This window comes from Haloferax sp. SDI50 (assembly GCF_059802635.1).
The window spans coordinates 206931-225645 of the sequence record NZ_JBPULL010000002.1 but is presented as its reverse complement, the minus strand read 5'-3'; the positions used below and the strand labels follow the sequence as shown (position 1 = coordinate 225645).

The 18715-nt window shown below is 67.8% G+C and carries 18 protein-coding genes; 11 read left to right on the top strand and 7 right to left on the bottom strand.

Translation table 11 applies throughout. The annotated features are described in order from the left end of the window. Window positions 1–108: 108 nt before the first annotated feature. From ACSR87_RS15955 to ACSR87_RS15930, 6 genes are all read right to left on the bottom strand, one after another. Window positions 109–1080 carry a DUF8108 domain-containing protein gene (locus ACSR87_RS15955; protein WP_498531226.1) on the bottom strand — a complete coding sequence of 324 codons (972 nt, stop codon included), beginning with the start codon at window positions 1078–1080 and terminating at the stop codon, window positions 109–111. Window positions 1081–1122: 42 nt separating this feature from the next. Beyond that, window positions 1123–1647 carry a DUF2617 family protein gene (locus tag ACSR87_RS15950; RefSeq protein ID WP_498531225.1) on the bottom strand — a complete coding sequence of 175 codons (525 nt, stop codon included), beginning with the start codon at window positions 1645–1647 and terminating at the stop codon, window positions 1123–1125. A 6-nt stretch (window positions 1648–1653) separates the two neighbouring features. After that, window positions 1654–3480: a spermidine synthase gene (locus ACSR87_RS15945; protein WP_498531224.1), complete on the bottom strand. Its 1827-nt coding sequence runs from the start codon at window positions 3478–3480 to the stop codon at window positions 1654–1656. A 69-nt stretch (window positions 3481–3549) separates the two neighbouring features. Beyond that, on the bottom strand, window positions 3550–4275 hold the full coding sequence (locus ACSR87_RS15940; RefSeq protein WP_004041177.1) for a hypothetical protein: 726 nt from the start codon (window positions 4273–4275) through the stop codon (window positions 3550–3552). 164 nt (window positions 4276–4439) lie between these two features. Continuing rightward, complete coding sequence (locus tag ACSR87_RS15935; RefSeq protein ID WP_498531223.1) at window positions 4440–5606, bottom strand: aspartate-alanine antiporter-like transporter; 1167 nt, start codon at window positions 5604–5606, stop codon at window positions 4440–4442. 259 nt (window positions 5607–5865) lie between these two features. Further along, window positions 5866–7128, bottom strand: a complete 1263-nt coding sequence (locus tag ACSR87_RS15930) for a glycosyltransferase family 2 protein (RefSeq protein WP_498531222.1) — start codon at window positions 7126–7128, stop codon at window positions 5866–5868. A 158-nt stretch (window positions 7129–7286) separates the two neighbouring features. Between ACSR87_RS15930 and dmsR the strand changes: the two genes are divergently transcribed. The 11 genes from dmsR to ACSR87_RS15875 all read left to right on the top strand — a co-directional run bounded on the left by dmsR (window position 7287) and on the right by ACSR87_RS15875 (window position 17100). Beyond that, window positions 7287–7928, top strand: a complete 642-nt coding sequence (gene dmsR, locus ACSR87_RS15925) for a dimethyl sulfoxide reductase transcriptional activator DmsR (protein WP_498531221.1) — start codon at window positions 7287–7289, stop codon at window positions 7926–7928. Between the two features lie 132 nt (window positions 7929–8060). Then, window positions 8061–8300, top strand: a complete 240-nt coding sequence (locus tag ACSR87_RS15920) for a 4Fe-4S ferredoxin N-terminal domain-containing protein (RefSeq protein ID WP_004041173.1) — start codon at window positions 8061–8063, stop codon at window positions 8298–8300. After that, the gene (locus ACSR87_RS15915; RefSeq protein ID WP_498531220.1) at window positions 8293–10824 is read left to right on the top strand and encodes a molybdopterin-dependent oxidoreductase; all 2532 of its coding nucleotides are present in this window, start codon (window positions 8293–8295) and stop codon (window positions 10822–10824) included. The genes ACSR87_RS15920 and ACSR87_RS15915 overlap by 8 nt, the downstream gene beginning before the upstream one ends. 2 nt (window positions 10825–10826) lie before the next feature. Further along, window positions 10827–11648 carry a sulfate reduction electron transfer complex DsrMKJOP subunit DsrO gene (dsrO, locus tag ACSR87_RS15910; protein WP_008572989.1) on the top strand — a complete coding sequence of 274 codons (822 nt, stop codon included), beginning with the start codon at window positions 10827–10829 and terminating at the stop codon, window positions 11646–11648. Further along, the gene (nrfD, locus tag ACSR87_RS15905) at window positions 11648–12961 is read left to right on the top strand and encodes an NrfD/PsrC family molybdoenzyme membrane anchor subunit (protein WP_498531219.1); all 1314 of its coding nucleotides are present in this window, start codon (window positions 11648–11650) and stop codon (window positions 12959–12961) included. The genes dsrO and nrfD overlap by 1 nt, the downstream gene beginning before the upstream one ends. Then, window positions 12958–13551, top strand: a complete 594-nt coding sequence (locus ACSR87_RS15900) for a TorD/DmsD family molecular chaperone (RefSeq protein WP_498531218.1) — start codon at window positions 12958–12960, stop codon at window positions 13549–13551. Before nrfD ends, ACSR87_RS15900 begins: the two co-directional genes overlap by 4 nt. A gap of 151 nt (window positions 13552–13702) precedes the next feature. Further along, the gene (locus tag ACSR87_RS15895; RefSeq protein ID WP_498531217.1) at window positions 13703–14176 is read left to right on the top strand and encodes a molybdopterin-dependent oxidoreductase; all 474 of its coding nucleotides are present in this window, start codon (window positions 13703–13705) and stop codon (window positions 14174–14176) included. A gap of 4 nt (window positions 14177–14180) precedes the next feature. Beyond that, window positions 14181–14927: a molybdenum cofactor guanylyltransferase gene (gene mobA / locus ACSR87_RS15890; RefSeq protein ID WP_498531216.1), complete on the top strand. Its 747-nt coding sequence runs from the start codon at window positions 14181–14183 to the stop codon at window positions 14925–14927. Next, window positions 14924–15841 carry an extracellular solute-binding protein gene (locus ACSR87_RS15885; RefSeq protein ID WP_498531215.1) on the top strand — a complete coding sequence of 306 codons (918 nt, stop codon included), beginning with the start codon at window positions 14924–14926 and terminating at the stop codon, window positions 15839–15841. Before mobA ends, ACSR87_RS15885 begins: the two co-directional genes overlap by 4 nt. Then, entirely contained in the window at window positions 15822–16631 is an 810-nt protein-coding gene (locus ACSR87_RS15880; protein WP_498531214.1) for a molybdate ABC transporter permease subunit, read from the top strand. Before ACSR87_RS15885 ends, ACSR87_RS15880 begins: the two co-directional genes overlap by 20 nt. 67 nt (window positions 16632–16698) lie before the next feature. Next, window positions 16699–17100, top strand: a complete 402-nt coding sequence (locus ACSR87_RS15875; RefSeq protein ID WP_498531213.1) for a MaoC/PaaZ C-terminal domain-containing protein — start codon at window positions 16699–16701, stop codon at window positions 17098–17100. Between the two features lie 67 nt (window positions 17101–17167). Here ACSR87_RS15875 and ACSR87_RS15870 read toward each other — a convergent pair whose 3' ends face one another. After that, entirely contained in the window at window positions 17168–18658 is a 1491-nt protein-coding gene (locus tag ACSR87_RS15870) for an aldehyde dehydrogenase family protein (protein ID WP_498531212.1), read from the bottom strand. Window positions 18659–18715: the final 57 nt, after the last annotated feature.

Sequence of the window (18715 nt, the reverse complement as noted above, 5' to 3'; positions counted from 1 at the left end):
GGGTGCGGCGAGCGCGCTCGGGCGTCGGGGCGACGCTCGACCGCGCTGACGGTCGTATGTGCAACATTGTCCGGCGTGTTGATATATATCTTCGGACCGCCGCCGGCGTCAGTCGAATATCTCGCGGCGCTCGGACGCCGAGAGTTCGGCGTGAATCGCGTTGGGCGAGCAGTGTTCGCACTCGCGGGCGGGGTTGGTGCTCTGCTCGAAGGTCCAAAGCGGCCACCCGAAGAGGAAGAACGCCTCCATCTGGTGGCGCTCGATGATGGCCTCCGCGGGCTTGCCGCAGTTCGGACACCACTCGTCGCCGTCGGCCGGCTCTTGGAACGTCACCTTCCGACGGCCGAATCCGGCGTTCGAGTAGGCCTCGCTTCTGGACATCTCGACGAGGTCCTCGGCGGGGTACGGGTCGGAATCGACCGCGTTGTCGAAGCCGGTGTCGGTCTCGACGCTCGACGCGAGGTACGGGCCGACGCTGACGGTGTTGTCGTAGCCGACGAAGTGAATCGAAACCGCCGCGCCTCGGCCCTCGACCCGCACCTCGTGGCCGTGGCCGACGAGGTAGAGCTCCACGTCGGAGGTGACTTTGGTGAGGTCGATATCGTGGGCCATGCCGACCGCGTAGACGCCCGTGTCCGGGTCGGTCGCGCTCCCCGACTGCTTCCAGCCGAAGGTGGACACGTCGTAGCCGTCGGGAGCGGCCGCGGGCGTTGCCTCGCCCGCGTAGACGTTCTCCGCGCCGGGTGCCGAAACCGCTCCGTCGGCGGCGTCCGCGGCGATGAACACGTCTTCGGCGTCGCCGAGAAGCACGTCGCCGGCGACCGACTGGACGTAGCCGTCTTCGAGACTGCCGCGGATTTCGGTCTCGACGGCCGCGTCGCCGCCCGTTCCATCGCCGACGGCCGCGTCGTCGGTCACCGGCGCGTGGGTGAAAACGTACTCGGCGTTCTGCACCGCGAGGTCGCCGGCGACGCTCGCGCCGCCGACGAACACGTCCGCGGGGTCGCGGAGTTCGACCGGGGGTCGTTCGGAGCCGTTGAGCGTCACGTCGCCGTCGTAGGTGGAAGCGTTTCGGGTCATCGGTGGGTGTTGGGCGTCATCGCTGAGTTGCTCGTTCGGACGTCATCGCTGAGTTTTGGGTCTCATCGTCGTCTCCGTGTGCAGCGCGAGGTCGTACTCCGGGTAGGTGTGGTACGTCTCGTAACCGCCGTCTGCGATGCGGATGGTGGTCCACGCCTCCGGGTCGAACCGGTAGGCGACCGTCGCGTCGTCCGGGCCGGGGAAGGCGTCGAGCGGCCGACCCTCCACGACCGTTCGGGCGTCGAGTCGGTCGCTCTCGAAGCTGAACTCGCGTTCCGCGCCGGCGGACAGCGGCGTCCGGTGCGTCCGCTCGTGCGGTAGCGGCTTGCACGAACACAGTTCGTGGAAGTCGAACGCCGGCAGGCCGACGTAGTGGGACTCGCCGATGACGGTGAGGACCGCCGGTTCGCCCGCGAGCGTCGCCGGGGCGACCGTCTTCACGTCCACGGTCGTCAGGTCGGGGACATCGGCGCTGTAACCGAAGTACAGTTCCGTCGGTGTCTCGGCCGGCGGCGACGGGTCGGCGGAGGAAGGCGATTCGGTCGTGGAAGGTGGGTGGGAGGGCATGGGGAGTCAGGTGTCGACGAGGATGTCGTAGTTCGGGTGGAAGATGGAGTTCTCGCGGACGCCGCGGTAGTGCGGGACCGCGTGCCACTCGACTGCGCCGTAGTGTTCCTCGCGGGCGCGGACGTACCGGGTCGCGCCGTCGCCGGTGAGTCGAGGGCGGTCGCCGGGGGCGAGCACGTAGAACTGCTCGACGCGCTCGGTCTCGCCGTCGTCGTCGAGGTCCTCGCGCACCCAGTAGGAAAGCTCTTGGGAGAAGCCCGCGGCCCCGACGGTGTTGACGAACGCCTTGTGGTGTTCGGGGTAGGCGTCGGGCGAGTAGCCCCACGTCACCGCGACGCCGTCCTCGGAGAGGTGGGTTCGGACGGAGCGGTAGAACTCCGTCGAGTAGAGGGTGAGCAGGTCGTCGTCGGTCGCGCCGGGGATGTCGAGCAACACGAGGTCGTACGTCTCGTTCGTCTTTTGCAGATAGCGGTAGCCGTCTGAGACCGTCGTGTTCAGTCGGTCGTACTCGTAGGCGTCGTCGTGCCAGCGGGCGAAAAACGGGTCCGTCTTCGCGTCGCGCATGAACTCGCCGTCGAGATCGACGTGGTCGACGGTGACGCCGTACTCCCGCAGGTGGTCGATTGCGATCCAGTCGCCGCCGCCGACGACGAGCACCTTGGTGTCGGGGCCGGGGTCGACCAGCGACATCGGCACGTCGACCAGCCCCTCGTGGTAGCTGTCGGCCCAACTCTCGCAGAGTTGGACGGCCGCGCCGAGGCGGAGACACTGCTCTGTCCGCCCGTCGAAGTGCGGGTTCGGGCCGGTGCCGGTCCAGGTTCGGTCGTACCGGATGACGTGCTGGTAGGCGGTCGTCCCCTGTGAGGTGACCGTCGCGCGCATCGCGCCCGGCGGATACTCGTTTTCTATCTGCTGTTCGAGGTAGAGCTGCGACAGGCGCTCGTCGGCGGCGTCGTGTTTGGCGACGACGCCCGCGTAGGTCGCCGTCAAGAGGAGGCAGACCACGAGGAGCGTCTTCGAGACGCGGGCGGCCGAAAGCGAGCGGTCGGAGCCGTCCGTTCTGGCGCTGGCGGCCGCGTTCCCGCCGGTGCCGGCGCTGGCGGACGCCTCGTCGCCGCCGAGGGGCCACCACGACCACGCGCCGAAGTGGGCGACGAAGACGAGCGCGGCGACCCCGTTGAGGAGCGCCAGCACGAATATCGTCGGGATGAGGCCGAGACCCGGGTAGAGGACGCGGGCGTAGACGACGGCACCGGCGAGGCCGCCGACGTAGTCCATCGCGAGGATGACAGAGAGGCCGCTTCTGCGGCCCTCGGTCCGCTCGACGGTCCAGAGAGTGCCGACGGCGGCCACGACGAGGTCGTGGATTCGCGTGCCCGCGGTTCGGAGCCACGAGGGCGTCGCTGACCCGTCGTCGTCGAGGTCGTCGAACATGCGGGTCAAAAGCGGGAGTTCGAACCCGGAGAGGAACCCGACGACGACGACCGGCAGGCGGGCGACGGTCCAGACGAGTTCCGCGGGCACCGCCTGCGGGATGCGGACGCTGTTGAGGCCGACGATGAGCAGGAAGCCCGCGGGTGCGGCCGCGGCCAAGAGCACCTCGGTGCGGAAGAAGTTCCCGCCGAGGGTCTCGCCGTCGAGGTCGTCCGAAAGCGCCGCGCCGATGCCGAGGCTGAAGAAGTACAGCCCGACCGTGATGACGTACTGGGTGACCGTTCCGCCGTACATCACCGTCAGCAGCTCCGAGTAGACGAACTCGTAAGCGAAGCTACAAAAGGACACCACGAAGGTGAGCGTCAGGAGCGTCGCCGTGTCGGTTCGTGTGTTAGACATCGATGGAAGGCGAGTCGGTCGCGGCGGACGCGACGATGTCGCCGCGGCGGTCGTCGTGGTTCGTCCCGCTCAGATGCGCGGGGATACTTTCCACTCTTCCTCGATGGAGTACCCCGCGTCACCGATGCCGTCGGTGACTTCGAGGTCGTAACACTCCCAGCGGAAGTCGTGGTTCACGTCGTCGCCAACGATGTGCGCGCCGACGCGGTACCAGCCGTCGCGACCCAGTTGGCTCCCGTCGGACATGTCGTACTCGGCGGTGCCGCTCGGGTCCTGTATCTCGCGGTCCCACGGCACCGGGCCGGCGTCGGGCGCGTCGTCGCGCATCGCCGCGGTCGACCCGAGGTAGGCGATGCCGAGCGCGGCGACGCCGACCGGGAACCGGCTCACTTTGCCGGCGTTGTTCTCGTACCAGTCGTCGGCGTAGTCGCCGCCGTGGTACCACGCGTGGCCGTGAACCGTCCGCGGAGCGGAGGCGTAGCCGCCCGTGCCGCGACCGGTCGCACCGCGGCCGCCACCGCCGCCACCCTTTCCTTTCGCGCTCGCGACCCCGACGGGGCTGAGAGCGGCGAGCGACTGCGGGTCGAACCCCGACAGCGACGACTGGTCGGCGGCTTCGTAGCGGGACATCACCCACGTCTGGTCGGCGAGGTCGACGACGAGCGAGCCGTCGGACACCTCGAAGTCGGAGACGACGCTGGACTTTCGCGGGGGAGGGGAGTTCGAGCCGAGACAGCCGGCGAGTCCGCCGGCGGCCCCGAGACCGGTCAGTTGGAGGAACGTGCGGCGCTTCATGGGGACTCTCGTCTCTGTCAATCAGAAAACTAGGATAACAGTCTTGTGGTTCGATACGTTCGGCGTGAGAAAATCGCGCCGGTCGCTGCGTGTCTCGGAACGGGGCCGCGGTGGGCCCGCGACCGCGCCGACCGCCTCGTGTCGCGGCGAACGCACACGAGCGGCTACGCGGCCAGCGGGATGATGATAACGAGGAGCTTCGCGTAGACGACCATGAACAGGAGCGCGAAGGGGTAGGTGTTACCGTATCCCGCCGCGACCTCGTCGGCTCCGGTGGCGTCGACGGCGGCCGCGAGACCCTTCGTGTCGGTGTGGCCGCCCGTGATACCGCCGGCGGCGCTAATCCAGTCCATGCCCCAGACGTAGCGAGTGAGCGCGAGCCCGGCGAGGATGGCGATAAAGCTCGTCAGCGCCGAGGCCGCCACGATTTGGAGGCCGTACTCGGAGATGGTGGCGAGGAAGCCGCCGCCGGCGCCGATGCCGACGACCGCGAGGAACATCGCGAGCGTGAACGCCCGAATCTCCGAGAGGATGCCGGTGTCCATGCGCGTCGGCACGGGACCCACCCGGCCGAAGTAGCCGAAGACGAGCGCGGCGACGAGGACGCCGCCGGTCGTCCCGAGCGAGGGCGTGCCGAACGGTCCCATCGGAATCGGAATCGACCCGACGACCGCGCCGGCGACGATGACGAGCGCGTAGCCCATCACGCTGAACGTCACTTCGGTGACCGACGACCCCGAGTCCTCGTCGTCGCTCCCGCCGATGGCCTCGTCGAAGCCGCGTTTCTCCTCGTCGAGGTCGAGGCGGGCGATGACGGGGTACAACTGCTGGAACACGACGATGACGAGCACGCCGACGACGTAGCCGACCGAGTGGCCGATTTGGTAGTCCTGCCGGGCGGCCGCGGGAAGCGCCTCGATGGCCGACCCCAGCCCCGGACTGCTCGTCAGCGCGCCCGAGAACGACCCCATGATGAGCGGCGTCGACGCGTTGGGGAAGACGAACTGCGTCCAGACGTAGGTGAGCGCCAGCGCGACGCTCGGCATCAGCACCGCGACGGCGACGAAGTTGAGCCCGTACGCCTTGACGGTTCCTTCGATTTCGTGGGCCGCGATGAGGCCGACCGCGGCGACGAACAGCGCCAGCGTGAGGCCGCTGTACGCGTCGGGGACGGTGAAGCCGAAGTGGCCGAGCACCAGCCCCGCGAACAGCGGGCCCGCGACGCCGAACTTGACGCCGCGGAAGCTAATCTTCCCGAGTCCCATCCCGACGAGCACCGCGAGGAACAGGACGAACAGCCCGTTACCGACGAGCGACTCGACTACCGCCACGAGCCATCACCACCGATACCGAGACGGGACACGCGGGTTGTCGGGCCGCCCCCGGCCGAACGGCGTGACGGGTACTGACATACTTGACTTATCGGTGACATACACGTGAAAGTTCGCAGATACGGCGGATAAGGCTTGATTCGATTCCCACGGGCTGGTGACGACCGAGAATCGCTGTACGATACCGCGAAACACGCTGTATTTGTCGGGGTCTTATCGGGCGCGACTTCGGGAGCGACGCGGCACGGACGGGAGACTGTCAATCATCATCTATGTGAAATGATTCGCGGAGTTCGCTCGCGAGCCGGTCCACGTTCAGACGCTCCGGCAGGTCGTTCCGGCCGTCGTGTCCCGTGAGCGAACCGGGTTCGAACGCAGGGTTGCGCTTTTCGACCGTCTCCAGTGGCACCTTGGTCGTGACGGTGAACTGTTCGACCGGCGAGACGAACCCCCAGAGCGCGCCCGCGGTGTTCAGGACGACGAGAATCGGCGTCCACGGAACCGCGAGGAGCGTGAGTTTCGACTCGGACCAGTAGCTCGCGACGCCGACGCCCGTCACGACGAACAGGGTGGCGAACTCGACGAGCGAGCCGACTCGGTAGAGCAACAGGTTGGGGAGCGCGCCGGGGACGAGAAACGTGAGGAGCGTTATCAGCGGGATGAGCGGCGAAAAGCCCCACGCGACGAGGCGGAACTGGAGGAACACCTGATAATGTAGCGGCAGGAGGTCAGAATCCTGTCGCGTCCCCGAGAACCACCGACGGCGCTGTTTGAGCATCGTCATCACCGACGGTGGGGCCTGATTGCGGAACTTGCAGTCCAGCACATTGAACTCGAGGTTCGTCGCGCTAGCGGCGCGCCACGCGAAGTCCGTGTCCTCGGTGATGGTCTTGGAATCCCACGTGATGTCGTTTTCGAGGCGCGTCCGAATCGCGATGCCGCCGCCCCACGCGTACAGCGGGAATCTGAACCGGCCGAACGCCCGCTGCTCGCGCTGATAGCCGATGCGGAACACCTCCGAGAGATACGTCACCCACGACCCGGTGTACAGCGGGAGTTCCGTAATCTGGACGATGTCGCCCTCCGGCAACCCCTCGAAGTTCGCCATCAGCGTGTCCTCGTCGAGATAAAGGACGAACTCCTTGTCGCAGGGAATCTCGCGGCGCGCCCATTCGAGCGCCCGGCCCTTGTGGGTCGCCGTACAGGTGAACTCCTCGGGGACGACGTGGACCGACGCACCGTCCACCGAAATCGGCTTCTCAGCGACGACCCGAACGTCCGCGAGGTCGTCGGGGACCGCGTTGACCGTCGATTGGACGATGCCCGCCGCGTCGATGGTGATGATACGGACTTGGATGTCGTCGTAGCCGTAGGCGACGTCGTCGGCGGCGACGGTCTGTCGCCACGCGAGGACGAGCACCTCGACGAACCACGTGAAGACCGACGCCGAGTAGAGCGCGAAGACGGTCCAGACGAGCATCAGGAGGACGAATATCGCCAGCTCGGACTGGACTTCGAACATGTAGATTAGATATACATTTTTGGAGTAATGAATGTACGGACTACGGAATCGACCGACTCGGTGCGGGCCGAGAGCCGTCGCCCGCGACGAGACAGAGCAGTGCCGGAATCTGAGAACCAGCACAACCCACTTCCCCCGTGTTGACCGACTGACTACCGATGGCTGATTCCACGAGCGGCGTCGCGGAGACGAAAGCCGACACACTGCGGGAACAACACCTCCAGCTCCTGCTGGAAATCGAGCCCGCAAAGCGCTGTTCGTGCCCGTTAGCCGGCCCCGACTCGGCGGTCGAAGACGTCCACACGCAGCTCGACGGTGACGTCTGTTACGCCGAGGTGACCGTCGACGACGGAGACGCCTCGAAAGTGGTCCACGCGACGACGAACGTCGGCGACGACTGTCTCTGCCGGGCGTTCGCCGAGTTCGAGTGCGTACCGCGAATCCGCCGCGCCGACAGCGAGTGTATCGTCGTCGAGACGTATCTCTCGGACCGCGCGGTCATCGCCGACCTCGTGGAGCGGCTCGACGAGCTGACCGAGCGCGTCTGTCTCAGGCGACTCACCTCCGACGGACGCGGCGATTCGGCCGAGTCGAAGACGGCGACTATCGACCTCTCGTCGCTCACGGCGAAACAGCGCGAGGCGGCGCTCATCGCCGTCCACCACGGCTACTACGAGACGCCGCGACGGACGGAGTTGGCGACGCTCGCCGAGGCGCTCGGCATCTCGAAGTCGGCGCTCTCCCAGCGGTTGAACGCCGTGGAAGCCAAGCTCGCGACGGCGGTGTTCGACTCCGAGTAATCCCACGACCACCCCGAAAAAACGGCAGACAGCTGACGTTCGAGACGGCTCGGTACGACGTCGAGTATATAAATCGCTTCATTATCCAGCGGGTGGCCTACCGAGGCCGCCACCCTCGGTACGTGTGTAACCATGAACGACCCACAACAGCCGCGACTGACTCCGCTCGACGAGTGGGAGACGGAAGCGGCGAACATCCTCGACGGGGGCGATTACGACGCCGAGTTGGGACTGCGGATGGCTCGCGACGCGATTCGGGTCTCGAACGGCGAACTCTCAGACGAAGCGTTCCACGAGAAGTACCACGAGGCGGTCGTCGCGGAGTTCGGTGAGGACGCCCGCCCGACCGAACCGGAGGGGTTCGATGAGTGACGACGGACGCGGCTCGACGGGAGGTGGTGGCGACGGCAACGGCGACGGCGTGTTCAGACGCGACGTGCTGAAAGCCAGCGGGGCCGCGGCCGTCGCGCTCGGACTCGGGGGCGGCGGCTACGCCTCCGCGCTGACCGAGGCCGGCGACGAGGCGGCGTCGAGACAGAACCCCGGCATCGAGAGCTACGTCGGGCAGGACGAGATTATCAGAACGGCGTGCGCGCCGAACTGCCGCGGGAAATGCCCGCTCGAAGCGCACGTCCGCGACGGGCGCGTCAGGAAAATCGAGCCGCAGATTCCCGAAGACGAGCGGTACAAACGCGCCTGTACCCTCGGGCTGTCGCACACCCAGCGCATCTACAACGCGACGCGGCTCAAGTACCCGATGAAGCGCGTCAGCTGGAAACCGGGGAGTCCGAACCCCGAGGGCCGCGGCGACGACGCCGAGTTCGAGCGCGTCACGTGGGACGAGGCGCTCGACTACATCGCCGCGGAGATGGAGCGCGTCCGCGACGACTACGGTCCCGAGAGCGTCTACTTCGAGACGGGGTCGGGGAACAACGGCATCAGCGGCACCATCCAGAGCCGGCTGTCGTCGCTGTTCGGCGGGACCCAAAAATCGTGGTCCATCGACATCAACGTCGGCCTCGGATTCAGTCGGCTCGCCGGGGCCGGCTTCTTCAACGTACCGACCAACGAGGTCGTCGACTGGCGGAACGCGAACACGGTCATCGTCTGGGGGTCCGACATCTTCGCCAGCAACCTCCAACAGGACGCCTCGAAGCTCCTCGACGCGGTCGAAAACGGCGCGAAACTCGTCTGCGTCGACCCGGTGTTCACGAACACCGCGGCGAAGGCCGACCTCTGGCTCCCCATCAAGCCGGGGAAGGACACGCTCCTGACCCTGTCGATGATTAAGACGGTCCTCGACGACGAGACCTACGACACCGAGTTCCTCCGGAAGCGGACGCTCGGGCCGGCGCTCGTCCGCGACGACACGGGCGAACTGCTCGACGCGAGCGACGTGTTCGACGACGTGACCGAGGACCTGCCCGTCGCGGTCGACGAATCGACGGGCGAACCGGTCGCGCTCGAACCGGAGACGTACGGCGAGTACGCGCTGTTCGGTGAGTACACCGTCGCTGGCGTCGACTGCCACACGGCGCTTTCGCTCCTCGAAGAACACGTCTCCGACTACGACCCCGACGCCGTCGCCGCCGAGGTCGGCATCAACGCCGACAACATCCGGACCGCGGTGCGCTGGCTCGCAACGCGCGGCCCCGGCGGCATCGCCTCCGGCTACGGCGTCGACCGCTACAAGTACGGCCACACCTTCGGGCAGGCGTACGCCATCCTCCTCGGGCTGACCGGCGACTTCGGTCGCCACGGGAGCATTCAGGGGAGCCACCCGCTCGGCGGGTCGTACGACAACGGCGGGTACGACGCCCCCGAGGACGGACCCGGAACCACATCGCTCCCGCAGACGGACATCCTCACCGCGATAGAGTCCGGCGACCCCTACCAGCTAAAGGTGATGTACTCACAGGAGTCGAACTTCATCGCCAACCAGATGCCGGACAGGCAGCGGTGGCTGGAGGCGTCGAAGAACCTCGACCTCATCGCCGTCGCCGACATGCACCACACGCCGTCGGTCCAGCACGCGGACATCATCCTGCCCGCGTCCCACTGGTTCGAACGCGAGGACGTCGTCGACACGTGGGGCGGCCACCCGCACATCATGTACCGCCAGCCGGCCCACGACCCGCTGTGGGAGTCGAAGTCCGACCACTGGATGCTGGTCAGGCTGGCCGAGCGCCTCGGCTTCGGCGACTACTTCAACCGCGACAAGTCGGCGACGCTCCGAGAACTGCTCGCCAACGACGACGAGGTGGACTACGAGACGCTGAAAGAACAGGGAACGGTGAAGGTGAGCACGCCGGTCGTCAAGTTCACCGGGGAGTTCAACACCCCGTCGGGCCGGCTGGAACTGTACGACGAGGACGCGCCGACCGAAGGCGGCGTCACGCTGGAACTGCCGAAGCACATCGAGAGCCGGACGGCCGACGACTGGGACACGGCGGAGGAGTATCCGCTGATGTTCATCCAGAAGCACTCGAAGTGGCGCATCCACTCGCAGTACGAGTACCAAAACTGGCTGCGGGAGATAAACAACGAGCCGCAGTTGGACATCAACCCGAAGGACGCCGCGGCCCGCGGCATCGAAGACGGCGACTACGTCCGCGTCCACAACGAGCGCGGCGAGATGGTCGTAAAGGCGAAAGTGAACGACGGGATGCAGCCCGGGCTGGTGAACACCGACCAGGGCTGGTGGGGAAGCGACTACGTCCGCGGCCACCACAACGACCTGACCCACACGGACGTGTGTGAGGTGACGGGGAACTTCGCGTTCTACGACACCAGAGTCGAGGTCGAACCGGCACCGAGCGACGTCGACACGAGCAAGTACACGAGCGACCAGCCGACCGGTTCGGGCGCGACCAGCGCCGGGGCAGGAGGTGACTGAACATGACTAACTACGGCTTAGTAATCGACCAAGAGCGGTGTATCGGCTGTCACGCCTGCGCCGTGACGTGTAAACAGGAGAACAACGTCGGCCTCGGCCAGTACTGGAACCGCGTGCTCACCGAGGGCGGCGACAAGATGGACACGCCGGCCGGGACGTACCCGGAGAACGGCGAGGACGGCACGCTGGAGATGTCCTACCAGCCGACGGCCTGCCAGCACTGCGACAACGCGCCGTGCGTGAAGGTGTGTCCGGTCAACGCGACCTACACCCGCGAGGACGGCATCGTCGAAATCGACTACGACAAGTGTATCGGCTGTCGCTACTGCATGGCCGCCTGCCCGTACAACGCCCGCGTGTTCAACTGGGACGAACCGCAGACGGTCCCCGAAGACGGGACCGGCGACGTGCCGGCCCGGCCGCAGGGTGTCGTCGAGAAATGTACGTTCTGTTCACACCGCGTCGAGGAGGGGCTCGACCCCGCCTGCGTCGTGAACTGTCCGGCGGACGCCCGCATCTTCGGTGACCTCGACAACGAGGAAAGCACCGTCTCGAAGTACATCAAGAAGTACCAGACGACGCGACTGCTCGAAGACCGCGGCACCGACCCGAAGACGTACTACATCCGCGGCGAGATGAGTCCGGGTCGCCCGCAGACCTCCGACAAGATGGAGAGCGAACTCGACGACGTGTCGGTCTGGTCGGAGCCGAAGGACAACGGTCCGGTCGAGGAAAGCGGCGGAAGCGGCGGCGGCGGGTCGCACGGCTCGCTGTCGAACGACGCGCTTCCGCACGTCCCCGCGTTCGAGGGAGGTGACGACTGATGTCGAGAGAGACCGCCACCTCGCGGTTCGTCGTCCCCGAGTTCGGAAGCGCCGGGAAGCTCTGGGTGGGCTTTCTCGCCGCCGTCGTCTTAGTGGGCGTCGCGGCGTGGGCCTACCAGCTCACCACCGGCCTCGTCGTCACGGGGATGCGCAACGTGTTCTCGTGGGGGCTATACATCATGATGTTCGTCCTGTTCGTCGGGCTGTCGGCCGGCGGGCTCATCATCTCCAGCGCGCCGAAGTTCTTCCACTCGCACCGCTACGAGGGGTTCGCGCGCCTCGGGGTGCTGGTGAGCCTCGCGTGCATCACCGTCGCCGGGCTGCTCATCCTGCCCGACATCGGCCGCCCCGAGCGTCTCTACCAGTTTTTCACCTCGCCGGACTTCCGGTCGCCGATGGTGTGGGACTTCGGCATCGTCATCCTCTACGGCGCGCTGAACCTCTGGTATCTCTGGCTCCTGACCCGCCGCGACCTCGCGGCCCGCGGGTCGCGGCTGGCGCTCGGCGTCGAGGACACGGACGCCGGCCGCGAGCGCGACCGGACGCTCATGTTCTGGACCGCCGCCGTCGCGCTGCCGACCGCGGTCGCGCTCCACTCGGTCACCGGGTGGATTTTCGCGACGCAAATCGGCCGCGGCGACTGGTTCAGCCCGCTCGTCGCGCCGGTGTTCATCGCCAAGGCGCTCGTCTCCGGGCTCGGTCTGCTGTTGGTCGTGTCCATCCTCGTCTCGCGGTTCACCCGCTTCAGCGTCGACCGCGAGGAGCTGACGAGTCTCGGGAAGGTGCTCGGCATCTTCCTCGCGTTCCACGTCGTCTACCTGCTCGCGGCCGAGCGCCTCCCGCACGCGTGGGCCGACCACTTCGGGTTCTGGGCCATCACCGAAAGCTTCCTCATCGGTGAGTCGGCGTACTTCTGGCTCTGGACGGTCGTCGGCGGAGCGGTCCCGCTTGTCATGCTCGCGCTCCCGTCGTTCCGCAAGCGCGTGTCGGTCATCTTCACCGCCAGCGCCCTCGCGGTGTTCGGGACGACGTTCGAGGGGGTTCGACTGGTCTTCACCGGCTACGACGCGGCCAACATCGACGCCGCGCCCGGCATCTCCGTCGGCGGCGAGTACGCCGGCGTGACGACCGACATCTGGGCGAGTGCGGGGTCGTACACGCCCACGCTCGTCGAGATTGCGGTCACCGCGGGCGTCATCGCCATCGGCGCGCTCATCGTCACCCTCGGACTCCGGTACGTCCCGATTCAGGCGGAGCCCGAATCGACCGCCGTCGCGACCGACGGCGGCGAGACGCGGAGGGAAAACCGATGAGCGAACCCGCCGCCCAAAGCCCGAGCGAGGGGGACAAGAAGCACGAGGAGCACGCGGCGGCCGGCGACGCCTTCGAATCGGCTCGGACGGCGACGTACGCGGTCCTCGCGGCCTGCTGGCGCGAACCGACTGAGCGGCTGGTCGAAGTCGCAAACGACGGCGAACTGTCGGCGCTTTTCGGCCCGCTGGAGTCGCTCGAACTCCACGCGCTGCGAAGCGAGTACGCCCGGCTGTTCATCGGCCCGGCCGGCCCGCCGTGTCCGCCCTACGAGAGCGTCTACCGCGACAAGACGGACGACGACGAGTTCGGAGAGGTACTGGGACCGGCGACGACGGCCGTCGAGCGCTGGTATCAGGCGTTCGGCGTCGAGCACCGACCCGAGCAGCGCGACCTGCCGGACCACGTCGCGACGGAACTGGAGTTCTGCGCGCACCTCGCCGAACACGGCCGCGACGACCGCCTCGACCAGTTCCGCGACGAACACCTCACGCAGTGGGTCGACGACCTCTGTGACCGAGTCGAAGCCGAGACGCGGTCGCCGTTCTACGCGGCGCTTGCCCGGACGACGCGGGAGGTGGTCAAGAACTGACACTCAGCCGCGTTTGAACCACCGAACCGAATAGAACCACCAGTTCGCTCTCGTACCGAGCCGACTCGGTTTCCGGACTCTTTAAAAGGCCTTAATTATCAGCGGTTATATACACCGTTAGAGTCAACCAATATCGGACTAGTGAGTACGCATGCACGCACAACACGACCGGTCGCGGCCGGTGACCCCCCTCTCCGAGCCGATTCTCGTCCGCGGCGACAGTAGGGTGTCGCTGTCTGGCCCGGAGCTACGCAGGTTGCCCGCCGAGGACCGAACGGTGACGGTCGCGTGCGCGTCGGGGACGCGACACACCGCGACGTGGACCGGGGTTCCGGTCCTCGACCTCTTTGCCGACGCCGGCCTCGACGACGAGACGACGCACCTCCTAGTCGAGAGCGCCGACGGCTATCGGGTCTGCATCGACGTGTACGCCGCCCTCGACGCGGTCGTCGCCTACGCCCGCGACGGGACACCGATAGGCGAAGAACACGACTACGAGACGCGCTTTATCGCGCCCGACGTCGACGGGTCGCGGACGGTGAAAGGCGTCCGTGCCGTCGAGGCGCTCGCGCTCGACCCCGCCACCGACCCCGAATCGCTCGAAGACATCTTCAAGAAGCCCTGACCAGATGACGCGAGAGAGACAGAACCGACCGGGCCGGACGGACGCGCCGACAGCGGCGGCCGCGCCGAGTCCACGGCCCGCGCCGGACGCGACAGCCGTCGTCCTCGCCGGCGGCGAGAGCACCCGCTTCGGGCCCGGACACAAGGCTCTCGCGACGCTCGACGGGGAGCCGCTGATTCGGCGCGTCGTCGGGACACTCCGGGCCGTGACGGGCCACCCCCCGATAGTCGCGGTTCGGACCGCAGACCAGCGCGAGCGCCTCGCCGCGGCGCTCCCGAGGGACTGGGACGCGCGGTTCGTCCGCGACGACCCGGGTCTGTCGGGGCCGCTCGCGGGCGTCACCGCGGCCGCCGACACAGTCACCACTTCGTGGTTGTTCGTCGCCGGCTGTGATATGCCGCTTCTCGAACCGCACGCGGTGGCGGCGCTGTTCGAGTGCGCCGCGCGGCGAGACGGCGACCCCGGTCGGTCCGCCACCGCAGACGGCTACCGACTCGACCCACCAGCCGTCGTCCCCGTCTCCGAGCACGGCCACGAACCGCTTCACGCCCTGTACCGTCGGTCTGCGGTCCGAAACCACGTCTCCGAACTCGCTCCCGACGACGGCCTCGGGGCGCTTTTGGACCGACTCGACGGCGTCGAGTACGTCGGATTCGACGCGCTTCCCGAGAGCGTCGACCGGTCGGTGACGAACGTGAACACGCGCACGGAGTTGGCGCGGGTCGCCGCCGGGGACGAGGTGCGGCGATGAACCCCGACGCGGCCGCGGGTCGGTCGAGCAGGCGGGCGTTCCTCGCGGCCGTCGGCGGAGTCGCGGCCGGCGGCCTCACCGCGACAGCGGGCTGTCTCGGTCGGGCGGGGGCAACACCGACCGTGTCGATTCTCGCCGCCGGAAGCCTCCAGCGGGCGCTCACCACCGAGTTCGACGCGCCGGAAGGGACCCGCGTCGAGGTCGAGGCCCACGGCTCAGCGCGCGTGGCCCGGATGGTCGACGACGACCAACGCGACCCCGACATCGTCGCGCTCGCGGACCCGGCGCTGTTCGACGCACCGCTTTCGGTCCCGTGGTACGCGACGTTCGCCAACAACGCGCTCGTCGTCGCGTACAACCCCCAGACCGACGGCGGGGCGCGGGTCACCGAGGCCGCGTCGTGGCCCGACGCCCTCCTCGACGACGCCGTCAGCCTCGGCCGAACCGACCCCGACCTCGACCCGCTGGGCTACCGGACGCGGTTCGCGCTCGCCCTCGCCGCCGACCACTACGACCGGCCGGCGCTCACAGCGGACCTGCTCCGCCGCGACCAGATATACCCCGAGACGCAACTGCTCGCGCAGTTCGACGCCGGCGGCGTCGACGCGGCGTTCGTCTACCGGAGCATGGCCGTCGAGCGCGACTACCCGTACCTCGAACTCCCGGCGGCAATCAACCTGAGCGACCCCGACCACGCGTCGGCGTACGCGACAGTCACCTACACGCTCCCGGACGGCGTCACCGTCCGCGGCGGCCCGATTCGGTACGCCGCGACGCGCCGCACCGACACGGCGGCGGCGAAGTCGGTGTTCGAGGCGCTCGTCGGGACCGCCGGCGACTTCCTCGAACCCTCCGGGTTCACCGTGCGCGAGAGCCACCCACACTACTTCGGAGATGTCCCACCGACAGCCTAACCGCCGCGAGCGCGGCGTCACGCGACTCCTGCCCGAGACGTGGCGAGGCCTGACGCTGCTTCTCGCGGGGGTGCTTCTCCTCTACTACCTGCTTCCAATCGGCGCGCTCGTCTTCGCGCAGTCGCCGGCGTCGCTGGCCACCGACGTGACGAGCGAGGTCGTCCTGACCGCCGCCACCAACTCCGTCGTCGCGGCGACGCTCAGCACGCTGGTCGCCGTCGCCTTCGGCGTTCCCTTGGCCTACTGGCTCTCGCGCACGTCGTTCCGCGGCCGCGACGTGATTCTGGCGCTGGTGATGCTCCCGCTCGTCCTCCCGCCGGTCGTCAGCGGGATGTTACTGCTCAGACTCGTCGGCCCCGCCGGCCTCGGCCAACTGACGAGCGTCCCGCTGACGCGCTCGCTTTTCGGCGTCGTCCTCGCCCAGACCTACGTCGCCTCGCCGTTTCTGGTCGTGACCGCGAAGACGGCCTTCGACGGCGTGGACAGGCAACTCGAAGCGGCGGCCCGCTCGCTCGGTGAGGACCGCGTCGGGAGCGTCCGGCGCGTGACGCTCCCGCTGGCGAAGCAGGGCATCCTCGCCGGCGTGACCCTGACGTTCGCGCGGGCGATAGGCGAGTTCGGCGCGACGCTCATGCTGGCGTACTACCCGCGGACGCTCCCGGTGCAAATCTGGGTGTCGTATCTCTCGACCGGCCTCGACGCCGCGTTCCCGGTCGCGCTCGTCCTCGTCGGCATCGCCGTCGGGGCGATTCTGCTGGTCCACGCGCTGGGGACGAACCCGTGGGAGTGAGAGCGGGCGAGACATCGGCGTCACGCCGCACCCGAGGATTGAGTTCGGCGGCCGTCGAAGCGACCGTATGCCAGTCGCGACCGTCGGCGACCGCGCGGAAGCGGAGCGCGCAGTGACCGAGGAGACAATCGACCGATTCGCCGAGGTATCGGGCGACGAGAACCCGATTCACCTTGACGCGGAGTACGCCGCCGAGACGACGTTCGGCGGGCGCATCGCCCACGGGATGCTCGCCGCATCGGTCGTCAGCGCCGCGCTCGCGCGGCTTCCGGGCGATATTGTCTACCTCTCGCAGGACCTGTCCTTCGAGGGGCCGGTCCGCCCCGGTGACACGGTGGTCGCCGAGGTGGCCGTGGTCGAGTCGCTCGGCGGCGACCGACTCGCCGTCGAGACGACCGCGAGCGCGGGCGACGAGACGGTCGTCTCCGGCGAGACCGTCGTGTTGTCGCTAGCGCACGACGGGGCGTGAGAGGAAGGAACGAAAAGAGGAGTCGGACCACCGATCGCGGTTCGCTCTCAGACCGGCGTCGTCCCGCTTACAGCGGGTAGTCGCGGGGTTCGTGCTGGAGCGAAATCCACTTGTCCTCGGTGATTTCGTCGAGGAAGGCGTCGCTGTTGTAGGTGCCGACGCCGGACGCCCCGATACCGCTGAACGGGACGTGCGCCTCGTCGTTGATGGGTTGGTCGTTGACGTGGACGTTGCCGGTCTCCATCCGGAGGGCGATTTCCTTGCCGGCGGCGAGGTTGCCGGCGTGGACCGACCCGGAGAGGCCGTACTCGGTCGCGTTGGCGAGTTCGACCGCCTCGTCGACGTCCGAGAAGGGGATGACGGGCGCGATGGGACCGAAGTGCTCGTTGCAGGCCGCGGCCATGTCGTTCGTCACGCCCGAGAGGACGGTCGGCCGGACGACAAGCGAGTCGTCGACGCCGTCGAGGTCGGCCGTCGAGCCGCCGGTTTCCAGCGTCGCGCCGGCGTCGACCGTCTCCTCGACGTAGCCCAACATCTCGTCGCGCTGGGACTCGTCGATGATGGGGCCGACGACCGTGTCGTCCTCGTGGGCGGAGCCGACGGGCAGTTCCTCGGCCCGCGCGGTCAGCTTCTCGACGTACTCGTCGTAGACCGACTCGTGGACGATGTGGCGGTTGATGGAGATACAGACCTGTCCCTGGTGGACGAAGCTCCCGAAGACCGCGGCGTCGACCGCACGGTCGACGTCAGCGTCCTCGGTCACGATGTGGGCGTTGTTGCCGCCGAGTTCCATGGCGGGCACGGCGAGGTTTTCGCCGGCGATACCCGAGACGCGCTTGCCGACCTCGGTGGAGCCGGTGAACGCCACCACGTCGCTCTCGGGGTGGCCGGCGACGCGGTCACCGATTTCCGAGCCGCGGCCGGTGACGACGTTGACGACGCCGTCGGGGAGGTCGGTCTCCTCGAACAGTTTGGCGAACAGCAGCCCGCCCGTGATTGGGGAGTTGGTCGAGGGCTTCAGTACGACCGCGTTCCCCGCGGCGACGGCGGGCGCGACCGCCCGCATCGACAGATTCAGCGGGAAGTTCCAGGGCGAGATAACCGTCACCACGCCCTTCGGGTTCTTCTGCACGATGTTCTCCTTGCCGGGGATGTTGGAGGCGACGTGCTCGCCCCGCATCCGACGGGGCAGCGTCGCGGCCTCGCTCGCGTGGTCGGAGGCGATTTGGATGGAGGTCTCACCCATGATGCGCGAGCCGCCGACCTCGTGTGCGAGGAGGTCGATAATCTCGTCTTCGTACTCACGCAGCTTCTGGAGGAACTGCTCGACGACCTCCTGCCGCCGCGCGGGCGGCGCTTCGGCCCACGACTGTTGGGCTTCGGCGGCCGCCTCGTAGGCGGCGTCCACGTCGGCCTCCGTCCCGCGAGGGACGTGCGCGACCGTCTCGCGGGTCGACGGGTCCTCGACCGCGATGCTCTCGCCGCTCTCACTTTCGGTCCACTCGCCGTCGATGTATAGCGCGTTCCAATCGGCGTCGGTGGCGATGTCGTCGACCATATGCAGTCGTGAGTTGGGGACGGCGGGATAAATGGGGCCGTAATGGGGAGAACTGCT